This window comes from Halobacillus litoralis (genome assembly GCF_004101865.1).
GTDB classification, from domain to species: Bacteria; Bacillota; Bacilli; order Bacillales; family Halobacillaceae; genus Halobacillus; species Halobacillus litoralis_A.
In genome coordinates this window covers 907,570-925,934 of record NZ_CP026118.1, presented here as the reverse complement: position 1 = coordinate 925,934, position 18,365 = coordinate 907,570, and the positions used below count along the sequence as shown (strand labels likewise).

16 protein-coding genes are annotated in these 18,365 nt (G+C 44.3%); 11 read left to right on the top strand and 5 right to left on the bottom strand.

Annotation, left to right across the window (positions count from 1 at the left end; translation table 11 throughout):
- Positions 1-20: 20 nt before the first annotated feature.
- Together HLI_RS04610 and HLI_RS04605 are read right to left on the bottom strand one after the other, a co-directional pair.
- Positions 21-509 (bottom strand): hypothetical protein, encoded by a 489-nt coding sequence (locus HLI_RS04610; RefSeq protein ID WP_128523456.1) that lies wholly within the window; start codon positions 507-509, stop codon positions 21-23.
- A 170-nt stretch (positions 510-679) separates the two neighbouring features.
- Positions 680-1,543 carry an SDR family oxidoreductase gene (locus HLI_RS04605; RefSeq protein WP_128523454.1) on the bottom strand — a complete coding sequence of 288 codons (864 nt, stop codon included), beginning with the start codon at positions 1,541-1,543 and terminating at the stop codon, positions 680-682.
- Between the two features lie 192 nt (positions 1,544-1,735).
- On the opposite strand from HLI_RS04605, the gene HLI_RS04600 reads away from it, so the two are divergent.
- From HLI_RS04600 to HLI_RS04565, 8 genes are all read left to right on the top strand, one after another.
- On the top strand, positions 1,736-3,208 hold the full coding sequence (locus HLI_RS04600) for a CoA-acylating methylmalonate-semialdehyde dehydrogenase (protein WP_128523452.1): 1,473 nt from the start codon (positions 1,736-1,738) through the stop codon (positions 3,206-3,208).
- 313 nt (positions 3,209-3,521) lie between these two features.
- Positions 3,522-4,412 carry a nitrilase-related carbon-nitrogen hydrolase gene (locus tag HLI_RS04595; RefSeq protein ID WP_128523450.1) on the top strand — a complete coding sequence of 297 codons (891 nt, stop codon included), beginning with the start codon at positions 3,522-3,524 and terminating at the stop codon, positions 4,410-4,412.
- A 336-nt stretch (positions 4,413-4,748) separates the two neighbouring features.
- The gene (locus HLI_RS04590) at positions 4,749-6,122 is read left to right on the top strand and encodes an NAD(P)-dependent oxidoreductase (protein ID WP_241655934.1); all 1,374 of its coding nucleotides are present in this window, start codon (positions 4,749-4,751) and stop codon (positions 6,120-6,122) included.
- Positions 6,123-6,149: 27 nt separating this feature from the next.
- A complete protein-coding gene (gene preA, locus HLI_RS04585) occupies positions 6,150-7,436 on the top strand; it encodes an NAD-dependent dihydropyrimidine dehydrogenase subunit PreA (RefSeq protein ID WP_128523446.1) in 1,287 nt (428 codons plus the stop codon).
- Positions 7,437-7,455: 19 nt separating this feature from the next.
- Entirely contained in the window at positions 7,456-8,871 is a 1,416-nt protein-coding gene (gene hydA / locus HLI_RS04580; RefSeq protein ID WP_128523444.1) for a dihydropyrimidinase, read from the top strand.
- A gap of 113 nt (positions 8,872-8,984) precedes the next feature.
- Positions 8,985-10,478 carry an NCS1 family transporter gene (locus tag HLI_RS04575; protein WP_128523442.1) on the top strand — a complete coding sequence of 498 codons (1,494 nt, stop codon included), beginning with the start codon at positions 8,985-8,987 and terminating at the stop codon, positions 10,476-10,478.
- Positions 10,479-10,496: 18 nt separating this feature from the next.
- Positions 10,497-10,733 carry a hypothetical protein gene (locus HLI_RS04570; RefSeq protein WP_128523440.1) on the top strand — a complete coding sequence of 79 codons (237 nt, stop codon included), beginning with the start codon at positions 10,497-10,499 and terminating at the stop codon, positions 10,731-10,733.
- Positions 10,734-10,917: 184 nt separating this feature from the next.
- On the top strand, positions 10,918-12,510 hold the full coding sequence (locus HLI_RS04565) for a PucR family transcriptional regulator (RefSeq protein WP_128523438.1): 1,593 nt from the start codon (positions 10,918-10,920) through the stop codon (positions 12,508-12,510).
- A 73-nt stretch (positions 12,511-12,583) separates the two neighbouring features.
- Here HLI_RS04565 and HLI_RS04560 read toward each other — a convergent pair whose 3' ends face one another.
- Positions 12,584-13,111: a GNAT family N-acetyltransferase gene (locus HLI_RS04560; RefSeq protein ID WP_128523436.1), complete on the bottom strand. Its 528-nt coding sequence runs from the start codon at positions 13,109-13,111 to the stop codon at positions 12,584-12,586.
- A gap of 228 nt (positions 13,112-13,339) precedes the next feature.
- Here HLI_RS04560 and HLI_RS04555 point away from each other — a divergent pair, with 228 nt between their 5' ends.
- The 3 genes from HLI_RS04555 (at position 13,340) to HLI_RS04545 (ending at position 16,278) form a co-directional block, all read left to right on the top strand.
- A complete protein-coding gene (locus HLI_RS04555; protein ID WP_128523435.1) occupies positions 13,340-14,680 on the top strand; it encodes an aspartate aminotransferase family protein in 1,341 nt (446 codons plus the stop codon).
- 20 nt (positions 14,681-14,700) lie between these two features.
- A complete protein-coding gene (gene ald, locus HLI_RS04550; RefSeq protein ID WP_128523433.1) occupies positions 14,701-15,831 on the top strand; it encodes an alanine dehydrogenase in 1,131 nt (376 codons plus the stop codon).
- Positions 15,832-16,029: 198 nt separating this feature from the next.
- A complete protein-coding gene (locus HLI_RS04545; RefSeq protein WP_128523431.1) occupies positions 16,030-16,278 on the top strand; it encodes a phage holin family protein in 249 nt (82 codons plus the stop codon).
- A 226-nt stretch (positions 16,279-16,504) separates the two neighbouring features.
- On the opposite strand, the gene HLI_RS04540 is transcribed toward HLI_RS04545, so the two are convergent.
- Together HLI_RS04540 and rlmN are read right to left on the bottom strand one after the other, a co-directional pair.
- The gene (locus tag HLI_RS04540; RefSeq protein ID WP_128523429.1) at positions 16,505-16,696 is read right to left on the bottom strand and encodes a hypothetical protein; all 192 of its coding nucleotides are present in this window, start codon (positions 16,694-16,696) and stop codon (positions 16,505-16,507) included.
- Between the two features lie 432 nt (positions 16,697-17,128).
- Positions 17,129-18,214 carry a dual-specificity RNA methyltransferase RlmN gene (rlmN, locus tag HLI_RS04535; RefSeq protein ID WP_128523427.1) on the bottom strand — a complete coding sequence of 362 codons (1,086 nt, stop codon included), beginning with the start codon at positions 18,212-18,214 and terminating at the stop codon, positions 17,129-17,131.
- Between the last annotated feature and the right edge of the window lie 151 nt (positions 18,215-18,365).

The following is an 18,365-nucleotide window of genomic DNA, read 5'->3' as shown; positions in this document are numbered from 1 at the left end:
AAAAAGAAAGCCAATAATCATCAATCGATAAGAACTGAAAAATCATCGCCACCCACTTCAGAAACATCTACTTTGAAGATATTCGCATAGATGGCTTTCATTTCATCAAAAAGCTCTTTTGAAGAAATTGTCCTATGATAATCATCAGCATTGTCGTGCAAACAACGAAACTTATGTAAAGGAAGATTGATCGTATAGGAATAATAAAGGTCAGTGTTACGCAGGAAGGGCTTTTCCTCCGGTTGTTGATTGTCCTGGGCTAAAGGACTTTTACTGTGTATTCTCACTTTTTTTGGTGTGGTCTGATCGTCTTCAAATGCATCGGATACATGATAAAACTTTGTTTTTGTGGATTGGGAAGGATTATCAACATAGCTTGTACGAAAACTGAACTCAACCGCTCCCTTATTGCCATTGAGAACAGCATACGCAAGGTAGGATTTTTGAGTTGCGACCCCGTGATCGATTTCTTCTTGATTGCTGAAGCAGTGGCAATAACTCTGGACCATTGCCTACACCATCCTTTCTGGTCCATTATAACACGGTTTTCCTTTAGTCATGGCCTGTTTCATCAGAACCGTAGGAGAGGGAGTGGGAATCAATTCGTAAAAAAGATAAAAGCGAGCTACCAATTCACGGAAGCTCGCTTTTATCTTTTTTTTAATAGGAAAGAGAATGTTTATCCATTGACGGCCACTCCGCCATTTACGTGAATCATCTGCCCGGTAACATAACTTGAATCATCACAAGCAAGATAAACGAATGCCCCAGCCACTTCCCTTGGCTGACCTGGACGTGCCATCGGATTGTCGGATCCGAATTCAGCGACTTTCTGTTTATCGAAGCTTGCCGGAATCAGTGGTGTCCATATCGGACCAGGAGCGACACCATTCACCCTGATTCCTTTACTGACTAACGATTTAGCGAGCGATCTTGTAAAAGCAGTGATGGCACCTTTCGTTGAAGAATAATCAATCAGTTGTTCATTTCCTTCATATGCGGTCACTGAAGAGGTGTTGATGATGGTGCTCCCTTTCCTCAAATGAGGGAGCACGGCTTTTGCCATATAAAAATAAGAAAAGAAATTCACGCGGAATGTTTTTTCCATCTGCTCGTTCGTAATGTCCGCGAAATTTTTTTGTGGGTATTGCACGGCAGCGTTATTCACGAGCACATCGATTCTTTTGACGCTTTTGATGACTTGATCGACCGCCCCTTCACAAAAGTCAGGATCTGCTAGATCGCCGTTGATCAACAAACACTTTCTACCTTCCGCTTCTACGAGTTGTTTGGTAGCTTCCGCATCTTCATGCTCATCTAAATAGATGATGGCTATGTCGGCTCCTTCTTTGGCGAAGGAGAGACTCACAGCCCTGCCGATGCCGCTGTCCCCTCCAGTAATTACAGCGACTTTTCCTTCTAACTTGCCGCTTCCATGATAATTTTCGTCAACAAACTCGGGAAGAGGTTTCATTTCAAACTCAAAGCCGGGCTGTCGTTCCTGATGCTGTTTTGGCTGGATTTCTTTCTTTTTGTTCGACATTTTCTACCTCCTATGTAAAAAGTCATCAAGGTTTAGCATGCCCCTTTGAGAGGTTTTCACCCTGATAAAGGTCATACTGTCAATTTTAGTCTCCATTCATTTGACATTTCGTCCATTGATGTTGAAATATTCTGAATTTATAATATATTTGAAGGTGTTCAGAAACAGAATCTACCAATTGAGGTGAATAAAATGGAGACAACTTTCTCAAAATCGAATCAGGTGGTCATTCAGAATTTCATTAATGGAGAATGGATTGCGTCTGAAGAAGGGCAAGTGGAGGAAGTGCCCAATCCCGCTACAGGAGAAATAATTGCCAGAGTTCCGATTTCATCAAAAGAGGATGTAGATAAAGCAGTCCAATCCGCGAGGGAAGCATTCAAGGGTTGGAAAAAGACCCCGGTACCGAAACGTGCGCGAATCATGTTCAAGTACCATCAGCTCCTGATGGAAAACCGTGAGGAGTTAGCAAGAGCCCTATCACAGGAAAATGGAAAAACGATAAAGGATGCGACAGGTGAAGTACAGCGGGGCATTGAGTGTGTAGAGTTTGCCGCTGGCGCACCAAGTCTGATGATGGGGGATGTCCTGCCAGATATTGCAGAGGGAATCGACTCTGGAATGTACCGTTATCCCGTTGGAGTCGTAGGGGGAATTACGCCATTCAACTTTCCGATGATGGTGCCATTATGGATGTTCCCGCTTGCATTAGTTTGTGGAAATACATTCGTTTTAAAACCGTCAGAACGTACGCCGATTTTAGCGAAGATGCTTGTGGAGCTATTGCACGAAGCAGGGCTTCCTAAGGGTGTCATGAATATAGTCAATGGTGCTCACGATGTCGTTAATGGATTGCTTGAACATGAAGATGTCGACGCCATTTCTTTTGTCGGATCCCAGCCTGTTGCGGAGTACGTTTACAAAACGGCAGCAGACCATGGCAAACGCGTGCAGGCTCTTGCAGGTGCAAAAAACCATTCGATCGTCTTACCTGACTGCAACCTGGATAAATCTGTAGATGGGATCATCAATGCAGCATTCGGCAGTGCAGGGGAACGGTGTATGGCATGCTCCGTAGTTGTGGCTGTAGGAGATGTTGCCGATGATCTTGTTGCTAAATTGAAAGAAGCTGCTGATCAGCTTAACGTCGGAAACGGCTTGGAGGAAGAAACGAGTCTCGGGCCATTGATTCGCGAATCTCATAGAGAACGTGTGCTTGGTTATATTGAAGCAGGCGAAGGGGAAAACGCGAAACTCGTCCGCGATGGAAGAGTTGAATTAAGAGAAAATGAAGAGGGCTACTTCCTTGGTGCAACGATTTTTGACTATGTGACAGAAGATATGAAGATTTGGAAAGATGAAATTTTCGCCCCCGTTCTCAGTGTTGTCCGTGCTGAAACCTTAGATGAAGCGATTGAAACGGCTAATAAATCCGAGTTTGCCAATGGTGCTGTCCTCTACACATCCAGCGGGAAAGCGGTCCAGCAATTCAGAGAAGAGATGGATGCCGGCATGTTAGGTGTGAACGTCAATGTACCAGCACCGATGGCTTTCTTCCCGTTCTCCGGAAACAAAAAGTCGTTCTATGGCGACCTCCATGCCAATGGAAAAGATGGCCTCAATTTCTATACGAAGCGGAAAATGCTTACTCAACGCTGGTTTTGATCTTATCGGGAAAGCTGAAATCCTGAATGGGATTTTCAGCTTTTCTCCTATCCTCACCCTACAAGGAAATCCCACCATTTCAAATATTTCTTTTACAAAACGCAAAAACGTATAAAAAAACATTTTACAAAATGTATAATGGCAATTTTATAAAATTAGTGTAAAGTATAGATTAAATTACAAAATATTCTGTATATTGCGAAAAAACTTAAGGAGGTGTTGAAAAAAGGGGAAACATTTTTTGGGGAAAATGTTTTAGAAGGAGCAAACGTGCGAGTAAACAAAATAGAACGCTACATAAGGAGGAAATGAGATGTCCGATAAAGTGCAAATTGGCTTGATTCAAGCTTCTCACGATGTGGATGGCAATGAACCCGTGGACGTTCATAAAGAACAATCGATTGAAAAACATATCAAACTGGTAAGAGAAGCCGCAGACAAAGGTGCTCAAATCATTTGTCTTCAGGAAATCTTCTATGGCCCATACTTTTGTTCTGAGCAGAACTCCAAATGGTATGAAGCTGCGGAAGAAATTCCGAACGGTCCAACGACCATCCGTTTCCAGCAGCTGGCGAAAGAACTTGGGGTCGTAATCGTTCTGCCAATCTATGAAAGAGAAGGAATCGCAACTTACTATAATACGGCAGCAGTGATCGATGCCGATGGATCCTATCTTGGAAAGTATCGTAAACACCATATTCCTCAGGTCGGTGTAGGGGACAAGGGATATGGATTCTGGGAGAAATTTTACTTTAAACCTGGCAACCTGGGCTACCCTGTATTTGATACGGCATTTGCGAAAGTCGGTGTGTACATTTGTTATGACCGCCACTTCCCAGAGGGTGCAAGAGTCCTCGGTCTGAACGGAGCGGAAGTCGTCTTCAATCCATCCGCAACTGTAGCAGGTTTATCTGAATATTTATGGAAGCTGGAGCAGCCTGCACATGCTGTGGCCAATGGTTACTATTTAGGAGCAATCAATCGTGTCGGTTATGAAGGGCCTTGGAACATGGGCGAGTTTTATGGTCAGTCTTACCTTGTGGACCCACGCGGAAACTTTGTCGCAACAGCCAGCCGAGACAAAGATGAAGTGATTATCGGGGAAATGGACAAGAAGTTCATTCGGGAAGTTCGGGATACGTGGCAGTTCTATCGCGATCGCCGTCCGGAAACGTACGAGAAAATGGGAGAGCTGCTTCCGTAACAGAAAACCCAGACACACGTAGAAGTTCTGCATAGAGCAAAGGAAAATATATATTATTTTTCTCTATGTGGAACTTTTTTATTTAGAAATTTGATTCGGTCCTGTATTCATACAGTGCTTTTCTGCAAGTGTAACGGGAGTAGCTGTTTGATTGGATGCCAAAGGAAGCTTGATGATTTTCTTATGAGGTCAAGCATCTTGAATCATCGAGTACCGATGGGTAAAACATATGATCGTTTTGTAGGAAGACCAAGCAGTCACTTATTTCTCGCTTAACTTTGCTGGAGTTATCCTGGTATCTCCATGTTTGCAGCTATAAAAAGGAGGTTCATTGCATTGACCACGTTAAAAAGTAAAGGAATATCCTTAGAAAACTTGAAAGTGAATTTTGAGGAAGTGCACGATGGTCTGAATGCTCAAGAAGCTATGGAAGAGTCTAATCGCTGTTTGTATTGTTATGATGCGCCATGTATCCAGGCCTGCCCTACAGGGATTGATATTCCTAAGTTCATTAAGAAAATCGCTTCCGGCAACTTGAAAGGGTCTGCAACAACAATCATGTCATCAAATCCTGTCGGAGCGACTTGCGCCCGTGTCTGTCCGACAGAGGAATTGTGTGAAGGCGCCTGCGTACTGAACCATTCTACAGAGCCGATCGTCATCGGCGATTTGCAGCGCTTTGCTACGGATTGGGCGATAAAAAATGAGCAACTGCTATTCGAACCTGGTGAAAAGAATGGAAAAAGAATAGCTATCGTCGGGGGAGGACCGGCAGGGTTATCCGCTGCTCGGGAACTGGCACGCTTCGGATATGATGTGACAATCTTTGAAGCCGAAGCAGAAGCTGGCGGGTTAGACACGTATGGAATTGTATCGTTCCGCCTTCCTCAGGATATTTCCCGTTGGGAAGTCGATCAGGTTAAACAATTGGATGTCGAAATCCGGACCAATACGAGAGTGGGGAAAGATGTAACATTTGAAGAGCTTGCAGAAGAATTTGATTCTACTGTACTTACAGTCGGTATGGGGAATGTTCCGATGCTCGGCATTGAAGGAGAAAATCTTGAAGGTGTCCATGATGCGATTGAGTTCGTGAAAAGCACGAAATCCGGACCGATCACGGAGGAATTACTTGGGAAGAAAGTAGTGGTCGTGGGTGCTGGTAATACCGCCATTGATGCAGCGACGTGTGCCGCTCGAAAAGGTGCAGTCGATGTGAAAATCGTCTACCGTCGTACAGTGAAGGAAATGACAGCCTACGAATTCGAATATGATTTCGCGAAACAGGATGATGTTGAATTCAATTGGCTCACTCAACCAGTAGAGATCATAGGGGATGAGAACGGAAAGGTCACCCATCTCAAATGTGTGAAGATGGCACTTGGTGAGCCGGATGCTGATGGACGACGCCGACCTGCACCAGTGGAAAACTCGGAATTTGTCATGGAAGTTGATGCTGTAGTCAAAGCGATCGGCCAGACACGTTATTCTGATTTAATAGAGGGATTTGGACTGGAACATGATGGCGGCGTCGTAAAAGTGAACCCGGAAACATTGCAGACGTCGAACCCGGACGTTTATGCAGCAGGGGATGTCATTTTCGCCAAAGGGCAAGGAGAAGCGATGGTCGTAACCGCTGCGCAGCAAGGGAAAGAGGTTGCAATGGCCATCCATAAACAGCTTGCTCCAGCACCGACCGCAACTATTTAATAAATACTTACTAGGAGGCATTTCTATATGGCTGATCTCAGTTTGAATCTTGCAGGCATAAAATCACCCAATCCTTTTTGGCTAGCATCGGCTCCTCCGACAAATTCGGGGTACCAGGTGCAACGGGCTTTTGAAGCAGGTTGGGGCGGCGCCGTGTGGAAAACATTGGGCGAGCCGATCTTGAACGTATCGTCCCGTTTCGCTGCAGTTGATTTTAACGGAAAAAATGTGGCGGGCTTCAATAATATTGAATTGATCACCGACCGTCCATTGGAAGTCAACTTGAAAGAAATTTATGAAACGAAAAAACGATTTCCAAACCATGCCATCATCGCATCACTTATGGTAGAACCCACACAGGAGAAGTGGCATGAAATCGTCAAGAAGGTCGAAGATGTAGGTGTCGATGGGTTAGAACTCAACTTCGGCTGTCCGCACGGGATGGCGGAACGTGGGATGGGGGCTGCTTCTGGACAAGTACCTGACCTTGTTGAAAAACAGACGATGTGGGCGAAAGAAGTCGCTGAAACACCAGTGATCGTTAAGCTTACCCCGAACATAACAGACATTACCTTTACTGCTGAAGCTGCTGTCAATGGCGGCGCAGACGCAGTCAGTATGATCAATACGATCAATAGTTTAGCAGGAGTGGATATCGATACATGGGATACGATCCCGAATGTCGCTGGAAAAGGAGCGCACGGAGGTTATTGCGGTCCTGCTGTTAAACCGATTGCGCTTAACATGGTGGCTGAGTGTGCCCGTCATCCTAAAATCAATGTACCTATCTCCGGGATGGGCGGGGTATCAAGCTGGCGGGAAGCTGTCGAGTTCATGTTGATGGGCGCCACTGGTGTTCAAGTATGTACAGCAGCTATGCATCATGGCTTCAGCATTGTTGAAGACATGAAGGATGGATTGAATAACTATTTAGATGAGAAGGGCATCGATTCGGTGATGGATCTTGTCGGCAAATCGGTTGAGAAGTATTCGGATTGGGGTAATTTAGACCTTAATCATCAAGTCGTCGCCAAAATCAATAATGATGTGTGTATCAACTGTAATAAGTGCCACATCGCTTGTGAAGATACATCGCACCAGTGCATCGATATGCTGAAAGATGCGGATGGAAATGACATCTTGAAAGTCCGCGAAGAAGATTGTGTCGGGTGCAATCTCTGTTCGATCGTATGTCCGGTCGACGGTGCGATCGATATGGTGGAATATGCGAATGGCAAACCTCCGATGACATGGAATGAAAGACAAGCCGCCATCGGAGCCTCAGCTTCTTGTGATGTAGATTTAATCAAATAAATCCAAATGGAGGGTTAAGATGAAAAAAATCATTAAAAATGGACTCATTGTCACGGCTGCAGACACGTACAAAGCGGATATCATGGTCGAAAATGAAAAGATCGCTCTGATAGGTCAAGACCTCTCAGACCCATCAGCAGAAGTCATCGATGCGAAAGGCCATTACATTTTCCCAGGCGGGATCGACCCGCATACTCACTTGGAGATGCCGTTTGGCGGAACGGTCAGTAAGGATGACTTTGAAACAGGAACGATTGCTGCTGCGCACGGCGGCACCACGACCGTCATCGATTTTTGCTTGACGAACAAAGGGAAGCCCCTGCAAAATTCCATCGATCAGTGGCATGCGAAGTCGAGAGATAAATCCGTCATCGATTATAGTTTCCACCTGATGATCAGTGAAATGAACGATAGTGTGCTTGAACAGCTTCCTAGTGTCATTGAAGATGAGGGGATCACTTCATTCAAAGTGTTCATGGCATACAAGAACGTCTTCCAAGCGGATGATGAAACCTTATTCCGTACTTTGGAAGAAGCGAAAAGACTCGGTGCGCTGGTCATGGTGCATGCTGAGAACGGTGATGTCATCGATCACCTAGTGAAGAAGGCGCTCGACGCAGGACAGACCGATCCGATTTATCATGCCTTGACGCGTCCTCCTGAAGCAGAAGGAGAAGCGACGGGCCGTGCAGCACAGCTGACAGGTCTAGCGGATTCCCAGCTTTATGTCGTCCACGTCTCCTGTGAAGACGCAGTCAAAGAAATTTCGGAAGCAAGGAAAAAAGGCTACCACGTGATTGGTGAAACGTGCCCGCAGTATTTAGTCCTTGATCAATCCTATTTAGAAAAGCCGAACTTTGAAGGGGCGAAATACGTATGGTCACCACCACTGCGTGAGAAAAAGAACCAGGAAGTACTTTGGAACGCACTGAAAACAGGTGAACTGCAGACGCTCGGCTCCGATCAATGCTCCTTTGATTTCAAAGGACAAAAGGATTTAGGGAAAGGGGATTTCACAAAGATTCCGAACGGGGGCCCGATTATCGAAGATCGCATGAGTATCCTTTTCTCCGAAGGGGTGAAAAAAGGAAGAATCAGTTTGAATCAGTTTGTTGATATCACTTCGACCAGAATTGCAAAAACGTTCGGGATTTTTCCGCAGAAAGGAACGATCAGTGTAGGTGCTGATGCGGACCTTATCATCTTTGACCCGAATATCGAACGAACGATTTCTGTAGAAACGAGCCACATGGCGGCAGACTACAATCCATTTGAAGGAATGGAAGTGACGGGCCAGCCGGTCAGCGTCCTATCCCGTGGAGAATATGTCATCCGTGATAAAGAATTCGTCGGTAAGCTCGGCTCCGGCCAATATTTGAAACGAGCCCGGTTCGGCGAATTGAAAACCTCTCAGGAAGAACTTTACCAAAACTAGTCCCACCAATGTCCAAAAGCCAGAGATAGATAATAGGCACGCAAGGTTTTGACCAAACAAAACCTTGCGGATGCTTAAAAAAATTATAGGTATCATTAGGAGGATTCCTGTCTATGGACAAAAAAGATAACCATTTGATGTCACCTGACCTCATGCCGATTCCTCATCATGAGAAGAAGATTGGAACATTAGGTTTTACATTTATGTGGGTCGGGATGGCTGTTGTGTTAGCTGCTTTTGCCATTGGTGGTGCAGGTGTTCAGTCCATTTCGCTTATTTGGGTGGTTCTCGGTACGTTACTGGGAACTTTATTAATAGGTTTTGCCATTACATTGACTGCAGATATAGGTATTGAACACGGGATTTCATTTCCTGTCTATATGAGGGCTCCGTTTGGAACTTTAGGTACGCATTTTCCGTCTATTGTCAGAGGTGTAGCAGCCTCGATGTGGTTCGGGATCAACACATTCTTCGGATCCACGGCAATCAATGGGATTTTGAACATTTTGACAGGCTTTGATAATTGGTTCATATGTTATGTCCTTTTTGCTTTATTCCAATTATTCAACACTGCACTGGGTATCAAGGCCGTCGAGAAATTCGCTGATTTGGCAGCACCCATCATCATTATTATCGGGGTTTGGATGTACTTCAATTTGGCTGGAACAGCTTCCGGTCAGGGCAAGGATATTTGGGCATGGGTGGAGAGCCCTGTCACGGGGGGAGCCGCTTTTACAGCCTTTGTTGTCGTCGTTGTCAGTAATATGGGCTACTGGGCGACGCTGGCTGCTGATATTTCATCTATTTCCCGTTTTATCAAAGCTCCTAAACACGAAAGGAATTGGTTTAAGCGGAACAAAGGTGCGATGGTCGGTAGTTTAGTCGGCTTGCCACTGACCCAAACGTTCATCGTAGTGCTTGGTGCCGTTTCTTATATTGCTGTTTCGAACTTTGACCCAGTAGTGGCCTTGCAGGAATCGGCAAGCGGTTTAGTTTTAGGGATTTTATTGTTAATGATCGTCTTGGCACAATGGTCGACGAACGTTTCCGCTAATATCGTCCCTGCCGCTACCATTTTCTCCAATGTAGGTGGCCCGAAGCTTCCGTTCTGGGCCGGTGTTTTCATTGCTGGACTTGTCGGGACAGTGATCCAGCCGTGGAGCATCTTCAATCTTTTGATTCCTGTCTTATTAATTGCTGCAGCGATCCTCTCTGTGATTGTAGGGATCATTTTTGCCGATTATTATTTATTGAGAAAAAGAAGAATGAATGTCTATGACCTTTATAAAAGCGGCGGACAGTTCCGTTATGATGGAGGCATCAACTGGGCGGGGATTATTTCCTGGGTGATAGGGAGTGTCTTCGCGTACACGTTCAGCACCTACTCATTTTTTGTAGGATTTGGAATCGGTGCTTTATCTTATTATCTTTTAGCGAAGTACTGGTATTTCAAGAAACACCCGCAGGCTGAAATCGAAACACCGGATGATGATCAGTATCTCGGAATCACTGTAGGAAGAGACTGGCATATCGGTGAAGGGTTCACGGAAGAAAAACTCGGGAAGAAAACAGGCACCGAAACCGCAGCTACCAAAGCGGATGCCTAAAAATAGAGGGGGAGAACTATGTCATCCTATCGCGAATTTGAGGCGGAGCGGGAAAAAATCGATTTCTTGCTCGAACAGGGCTACATCATTAAAGGTGTGACGGAAAATTTGAGCGGTGCTTTTCTGGAATTCGAATACCAGGGAAGCGATCCGGATCGGAGTAAGCGGGAGATGCTGCACATTCTTCATCCGGATGCACGGAAATATTTTTCTACCATTCTCGTACAGCAACAGAAAAAACAAAAAGTACAATAGGCAGTGGATAAGAGAATCAGCTGAGTCTGATTCTCTTTTTCTATGTATTTGAGGGGTTCCCGATCCATCTGCAGTCTTGTTGAACAATTAAAGTCAGCCTGGTTAATTCCAGTTATGTAATATTATCTCACAATATATTAGATTTTTCTGAAATTTTATAGTACCTTTGAAGAGGGGTATTTCAATGAAGTATCGCGTTTCGATTGGAAACATTTTGGAAAGAAAGCACTTTGAATCTGCGCGGGTTGTGGCTGGGCAAGAGGGGATCGACAAACTTGTGAAATGGGTGCACGTCTTCGAAATGATTGAGGTCAGGGGGAACCTCAAAGGTGGAGAATTGGTGCTGTCGACAGGTTTTGGGTGGAAAGATGATGAAGAACTTTTCCTTACTCTCCTGGATCAGCTCATCAAACGTAAAGTCGCCGGCATCTGTATTGAACTAGGCAGCTTCATCAATGATATTTCAGCTGAAGCGAAAGAACTTGCTGACCAGAACGACTTTCCTATTATCGTATTTGAAGAGGAAGTGTCTTTTGTGGAAATTACCCAGGACATTCATGCGGATTTGATCAATCAGCAGTATGAATTGATTTCAAATCTCGAGGATTACTCACAGCGCCTGAATAAAAGGCTGCTGTCGATCGACAACCATTTTGAAATCCTGAAAAATTTACAGCAGTACATAAATTGCCAGCTTGTTTATATTGCAAAAGATCATACAGTCGTGACGATTCCGGCTTTAAGGGAAAAAGAGAGGGAGAGTATTCTGGCCCGCTTGAATAATCCTGATCGATGTCCTGCCAAACGTGTATTGAAACAGCCGGTGCAAGTATTTGAACGTGAGTTTGCCACAATCTATTTGGTTACCTACAAGCGTGAATTCGGAGAGTTTGAGTCACTGTTATTGGACCGCACGGCAACTGCTCTTGCTCAATATCTGCTGCGTGAACTTTACACGGAAGAAAAGAGAAAGGCAAGGGAAACAGAATGGCTCATCCAATGGCTTCAAGGCGAGCATGATCACGAAGAAATCAAGCATCATCTCGCGGTTTATAAAATCAACCAAACGATTACGGGTGCGGTCGTTCTGAACGTTAAACTGAACATGGCTGAAGGGCAGAAAATCGATCCGGATATCACCTATTTGAATATGCTTATCCATAACATCTTTGACCAGAATGGCTATTTTGTTTTTCCTGTGGAAAAACGCCATTTACTGACATTCATCCTGTTAAATAAAAAAGGGGAAGAGGACTGGAAGCCAAGGATTGAAAAAGGAATAAAAAGATTAGAGAAAATCAGTCTTCTCAATGATTCCAGCATTACGTCATTTCAAGTAGCAGGTGGAAAATTCGTAAAAGAACTTGACCGGCTGCATGAAAGCTTCCAGACTGCACAAGAGACGCTTACCATCCAGGATAAATTACCGCCAGATCATCAAAAGTATTTTTATGAAGATATGCATATGTATCGGTTGATCTCCCTTGTACATAAACATAGTAACCTGGAGGGGCTGGTCCAAGAGTATTTAGAACCGATCATCAAGTATGACGAGGACCATAAGGCCAATCTTTTGGAAACTTTGAGGGTGTATTTGGCCTGCAACGGTTCGAAAAAAGAGACGGCGAGCAAAGTATTTGTAGTCAGGCAAACACTCTATCACCGGTTGGAGAAGTTAGAAAAGCTTTTAGGTGCAGACTTTATGGCACCTGAGAAAAGACAGGTCATCGAATTTGCCCTACTAGCCCACGAATACCAGCAAACCGTCTATCAATAAAAGAATAAAAGTAACCGCCGCTTATTCGTTTAGAATAAGTGTTTTTTTTGAATGACTCTCCTCTAATACACTTTCAGCTGTCGAATCTTTTTTCCATACGAATATCGGACCACAGTCTTTGATTCCAATAGGTGAATTCAGGAATACGGCCGATTTCGTTGTACCCTAGCTTTTGGTACAGCTTTTGCGCTTGGGTATTGAATTCAAACACGCCGAGTTCAATGCGTTTTAGCCCATGCTGTTCGATTTGTTGTTCTAAATATTGAATTGCATGGTATCCGATCCCTTTGCCGCGGCCTTCTTCCTCCCCGATCGTAATTCCTATCCAGGCAGTATCCGGTTCTTTTTTATATAGGTGAGGTGGATCGACCATGTAATTCATTTCTCCAACCAGTTTATCATCGGAGTAAATGAGATAAGTGGGGTGGTTCTTTAGACGATCGGTTAAGTCGTCTATTGTGATGAGTTTGTTTCCTTCTATTTCTTTATTGCTTTTGTTAGGACGCGTTAAAGGTACTAACCTCGGGTCGTTCTCCCATCGGTTAAATGCGTTTATGATCGATGGATCAGGTGCTTTAAGTTCAGTGAAATGAATGTTCATGGCGGGCTCCTTTGATTTATTCGTTTCTTAAAGCAAGCTTATCATAAGGTTAATCGATTGCGTAATCTGAAACCTTTGAAGGAAACAGTCCTCTCTTAAGTGTTGTCATTATGTGTAAGTTGAATTATTAAGGTTTGACACAATGTCTAATGAAAGTTACTTGTAAATATTAGATAATTAAGATAATTCAAAAAATAACACCTTAAACCCATAAGGGAGGGCTCTCCGTTGACAAAAGCTGATGTGAAAAATGAAATGCTTGCGAAAGATGAAAAATATGTGTGGCACTCAATGAAACCCTATTCTCCTGATGATACGATGGTGGCTAAAAGCGCAAAGGGATCCTGGATTACAGATGTGGACGGAAATAAATACTTGGATGCTATGTCGGGATTATGGTGTGTGAATATCGGTTATGGCAGGGAAGAGCTGGCGCAAGCTGCCTTTGATCAACTGAAGGAATTAGCTTATATGCCTTTGACACAAAGTCATGAATCTGCCATCCAGCTCGGGGAGAAAATCAATCAACTTCTGGGCGATGATTATGTAGTTTTCTTTTCGAACAGTGGATCAGAAGCGAATGAAGCGGCATTCAAAATGGTTCGCCAATACCATCAGCAAAAAGGAGATCACTACCGCAGCAAATTCATTTCCCGCTACCGCTCGTATCACGGGAATTCTACGAGCGCGCTTGCAGCGACCGGTCAAGCACAGCGGAAGTATAAATATGAACCGCTCGGGCCTGGTTTCCTTCACGTTTCTCCACCTGATGAATACCGTAACGATCATAGTGAAGTTGATCGATGGGGGGCAAAGGAAATTGATCAAGTGATGACATGGGAGCAAAGTGAATCCATTGCTGGTGTCATCATGGAACCAATCATTACAGGAGGCGGCGTCATTGTCCCCCCTGAACAGTATATGAAAGAAGTAAAAGAAATCTGTGAACGCCATGGCGCTTTATTAATCGTCGATGAAGTCATTTGCGGGTTCGGGCGGACGGGCAAGCCGTTCGGATTTATGAATTACGGTGTCAAACCAGACATTATCACAATGGCTAAAGGGATCACGAGTGCCTACTTGCCATTGTCCGCGACAGCTGTGAAGAGGGAGGTTTATGAAGCTTTTTGTGGGGACGAAACCTATGACTTTTTCCGTCATATCAATACTTTTGGCGGGCACCCGGCTGCTTGTGCGGTCGCTCTGAAAAATATTGAAATCATGGAAAAAGAAAATTTATTCGCCCGCTCGGAACAATTGGGAGATGAAATCAGAAGCGAGTTGAATAGCCGCCTTCAAGCACATGAAAATATTGGAGATATTCGTGGGAAAGGACTCTTGATCGGTATCGAGCTGGTGGAAAATAAACAGACCAAAAAGCCGCTGGACACTGCTAAAGTCAATCAAGTAATCGGCTATTGTAAAGAAGAAGGCATCATCATCGGTAAAAATGGTATGACAGTGGCCGGCTTTAATAATGTGCTCACACTCGCACCACCACTGACCATTGAAGATGAGGACGTGAACTTCTTACTGGATACACTAGTCGATGGAATCCATACAATCTAAGTAGCTGGAGGGCACAGATCATGCGAATTGGAGTACCCAGAGAAATAAAAAACAACGAAAATCGGGTGGCCCTCACCCCGGCGGGTGCGTTGACTCTCATCCAACAGGGACACCGGATTTTCTTAGAAAAAAATGCTGGAGAACGGTCAGGTTTTATGGATGAGCTATATGAGCAGGTAGGAGTAACCATAGTGGATTCTCCTGCAGAAGCCTGGGCCCAGCAGATGGTGATGAAGGTGAAAGAGCCGATTAAGGAAGAGTACACTTATTTTTATGAGGGATTAATATTATTTGCTTTTCTCCACTTAGCTGCAGACAAAGAATTGACGAAAGCATTGGAGCAGAAAAAAGTCGTTGCTATTGCTTATGAGACAGTTCAATCCAATGATGGTCTTCTGCCACTATTGACACCAATGAGTGAAGTTGCAGGAAGGATGGCTGCCCAAAAGGGAGCACAATTTTTGGAACGGACTCATGGTGGAAAAGGGATTTTGTTAGGCGGGATCCCTGGCGTGAAGCGGGGGAAGGTGACGATCATCGGTGGAGGAGTCGTGGGTACAAATGCAGCTAAGATCGCCATCGGATTAGGAGCTGATGTGACGATCATTGATTTGAATCCAGAAAGGCTCCGGCAACTCGATGATATTTTTGGAACATCTGTCAATACGTTGATGTCTAATCCACTCAATCTGAGCGAAGCAGTGAAAGAGTCGGACTTGTTGATAGGAGCGGTCCTCATCCCGGGAGCAAAAGCTCCGAAACTAGTAACGGAAGAAATGGTTAAAGCGATGAGTAAAGGATCGGTGATAGTCGATGTGGCAGTTGACCAGGGCGGAGTCGTCGAGACTATCGATCATGTCACGACCCATGATGACCCAACATATGTGAAACATGGGATCGTCCATTATGCCGTCGGGAATATGCCTGGAGCTGTCCCACGGGCATCTACCGTCGGTTTGACGAATGTAACGATTCCTTTCGCTGTTCAGATTGCGAATAAAGGGTTTGAAAAAGCTTGCTTTGATCAACCTTCTTTACTTAAAGGGGTGAATACAGTAAACGGCCATGTGACATACAAGCAAGTGGCGGAAGCCCATGATATGAATTTTGTGGAAGTAGAACAGGCTTTGAATACGAAAACAGTGGTATGAAAGGATCAATGAAACACAGCTTCCAAAACCCGGGAGCTGTGTTTTTTATATGGGCCCGGATTACTAAGTTAATATTCACTCGCGGCTGACAGTCCATACATATATCTTTTGTTAGAATTCGAGTACTTGATGAACGTCCTGGATAATAAACTAATAAAGAAGCGGTTCGTGTTAAATATAGACAAGGGAGAGTAAACCATGGACTTTCTAACTGATTTTACACCTTATGCTGGTTTAGCCGTCTTATTGTATGCCATTCGTCAGACGAAACGGGTGCCTAACCGTTTCATTCCGATTATCGCTGTGATTTTAGGAATTGCCTTCGCTTTTTGGCAAAATGGAATCACACCTGCTGCCACAATCATCGGACTTCAATATGCACTTCTGGGAATCGGAACGGTCGCAGGAATCAAGTATTTCCTTGAAAAGAATGAAAAGGAATCGTAATGAATATTTGGCGTAGTTCATTAAAATAGTAGAAGACAAAAACAAGCATCTTCAGTTTTGAAGATGCTTGTTTTCATATGCCATATGGTAAAGTTATAGTAGTCCTTTATTTTTTAAAAAATGAATGAACTGGAACGATGAGCAAAGCGCCAGCGCTCGTTTATATGGGAGTCGGGTAATGGATGATTCTTGATCGTAAAGCCAAGAGGAGGGCTTTTTTTGTTGACTATTCTTTCAGCAAGACGATGTCCTTAAGTTCTTCCGTATTCAGCATATTCCACGAAAAATCGATCCAGTAATCTGACCATTCAACTCCGGATATCCACCCGGATATGATAATCCCACCAAATAAAACGACATAGATGGAGAGTGCGGTCAAAAAATATGCCGTCCTCTCACTTAATAGATGTCTTTTCACTTTTTACTCCTTCAAATTCGTGATATGAAACGATTGTAAGCTTCCTCATCTTGGTAGATTGATTATAGCAGGTAGATCATCGATTTGATATAATTTTTGGGAACTTCTACAATCCAATGGCAGGATTGTTGAAGACTGGGTTCCGAGATAATGGGGTTCGTTACCGAAAATGGTGTAGGGGTGGCTTTGAAACAACTCGCTTTCCTGCGGGGGAACTGGCAAGCCTCTTCGCTCGTTGTCACTCACTACGGGGTCTCGCCTAGATCCTTCTCCCGCGGGAGTCTCGTCATTTCAAAGCCCCCCATTCAACATGGAATGAACGAACCCCATCATAGAAGAATGAGTCTTAAACTATAGAAGAAAAGGGTTCCGTATAAAAAAGCATGAGGCCAGTGCCTCATGCTTTCTTTGTCGTTAAGGAAATCATTTAATTCAGTTGCTTGGAAGAACTTTCTTTTTACGCGCCTTTTCTTTCTCGATCTGCTTACTGCGAAGCTGACCGCATGCCGCATCGATGTCGGTTCCGTGTTCGGTACGGACACCACATCTGATACCACGGTCCATCAAGGTTTGATAGAACGTGAGTATGGCTTCTTTTTCACTTCGCTCGTATGGGTTGTCCGCGACCGGGTTGTATGGAATCAAGTTGACATAGGAAAGGTGTCGCTTATCCTTCAGCAAGTCTGCCAGCTCTTCGGCTTCTTTTTTGTGATCGTTGACATCCTTGAGCAGAATATACTCGAAGGTGATTCTTCTGTTTGTTTTTTCTAAATAATAATCGATGGCCGGCATCAGTTTTTCCAATGGATAGGCACGATTGATTTTCATGATTTTTGTACGCAACTCGTTGTTCGGAGCGTGAATGGATAGGGCAAGGTTGATCTGAATGCCTTCGTCCGCGAATTCGTACATTTTCGGTGCAATACCACTTGTAGAAACAGTGATGTGACGAGCACCGATGGAGAGCCCTTGTTTATCATTGACGACCTTCAGGAAGTCGATCAAGTTCTCATAGTTATCGAATGGTTCGCCAATTCCCATGACAACAATGTGGCTGACACACTCGTCCTTGCCTTGTTTATCCAGGTGCTGCTGCACTTGCATGATTTGTTCGACGATTTCACCGCTTGATAAGTCACGATTCTTGCTCAAGATACCACTTGCACAGAAGGAACAGCCGATGTTACAGCCGACCTGTGTCGTTACACAAACGGAAAGACCATAGTTGAAACGCATGAGGACAGTTTCAATTATATTTCCATCGTCCAATTTAAATAAGAATTTAACCGTTCCGTCAGTCGACTCTTGCTTGATCTCTTCTGATAACGTTTCGATCGTGAAGTGTTCATCAAGAAGGTCGATACAGGACTGGTTAACATTTTTCATTTGCGAAAAGTCTGTCACGCGCTTTTGGTAGAGCCAGTTCCACACTTGTTTTGAACGGAACTTTTTCTCACCGTGCTCCGTAATCCAATCAGTCAGTTGTTCAAACGTCAATCCGTAAATGGATCGTTTCATAAATACGCTCCTCTTTAAAAAAAATCGCTATTCCCATGATAATCGATTTGAAGCGGGGAAACAACCATAGAGCGGTTGTTATAATATTACAAAATCTCTTATACGCTAGTATTTATGAAGTGGGTGGGGAGATCAGTGAAGGGAAAGGAAA

Coding starts and splice junctions, on each gene's coding strand:
- HLI_RS04610 (WP_128523456.1), bottom strand. CDS start 509: ATGGTCCAGAGTTATTGCCACTGCTTCAGCAATCAAGAAGAAATCGAT.
- HLI_RS04605 (WP_128523454.1), bottom strand. CDS start 1,543: ATGTCGAACAAAAAGAAAGAAATCCAGCCAAAACAGCATCAGGAACGA.
- HLI_RS04600 (WP_128523452.1), top strand. CDS start 1,736: ATGGAGACAACTTTCTCAAAATCGAATCAGGTGGTCATTCAGAATTTC.
- HLI_RS04595 (WP_128523450.1), top strand. CDS start 3,522: ATGTCCGATAAAGTGCAAATTGGCTTGATTCAAGCTTCTCACGATGTG.
- preA (WP_128523446.1), top strand. CDS start 6,150: ATGGCTGATCTCAGTTTGAATCTTGCAGGCATAAAATCACCCAATCCT.
- hydA (WP_128523444.1), top strand. CDS start 7,456: ATGAAAAAAATCATTAAAAATGGACTCATTGTCACGGCTGCAGACACG.
- HLI_RS04575 (WP_128523442.1), top strand. CDS start 8,985: ATGGACAAAAAAGATAACCATTTGATGTCACCTGACCTCATGCCGATT.
- HLI_RS04570 (WP_128523440.1), top strand. CDS start 10,497: ATGTCATCCTATCGCGAATTTGAGGCGGAGCGGGAAAAAATCGATTTC.
- HLI_RS04565 (WP_128523438.1), top strand. CDS start 10,918: ATGAAGTATCGCGTTTCGATTGGAAACATTTTGGAAAGAAAGCACTTT.
- HLI_RS04560 (WP_128523436.1), bottom strand. CDS start 13,111: ATGAACATTCATTTCACTGAACTTAAAGCACCTGATCCATCGATCATA.
- ald (WP_128523433.1), top strand. CDS start 14,701: ATGCGAATTGGAGTACCCAGAGAAATAAAAAACAACGAAAATCGGGTG.
- HLI_RS04545 (WP_128523431.1), top strand. CDS start 16,030: ATGGACTTTCTAACTGATTTTACACCTTATGCTGGTTTAGCCGTCTTA.
- rlmN (WP_128523427.1), bottom strand. CDS start 18,214: ATGAAACGATCCATTTACGGATTGACGTTTGAACAACTGACTGATTGG.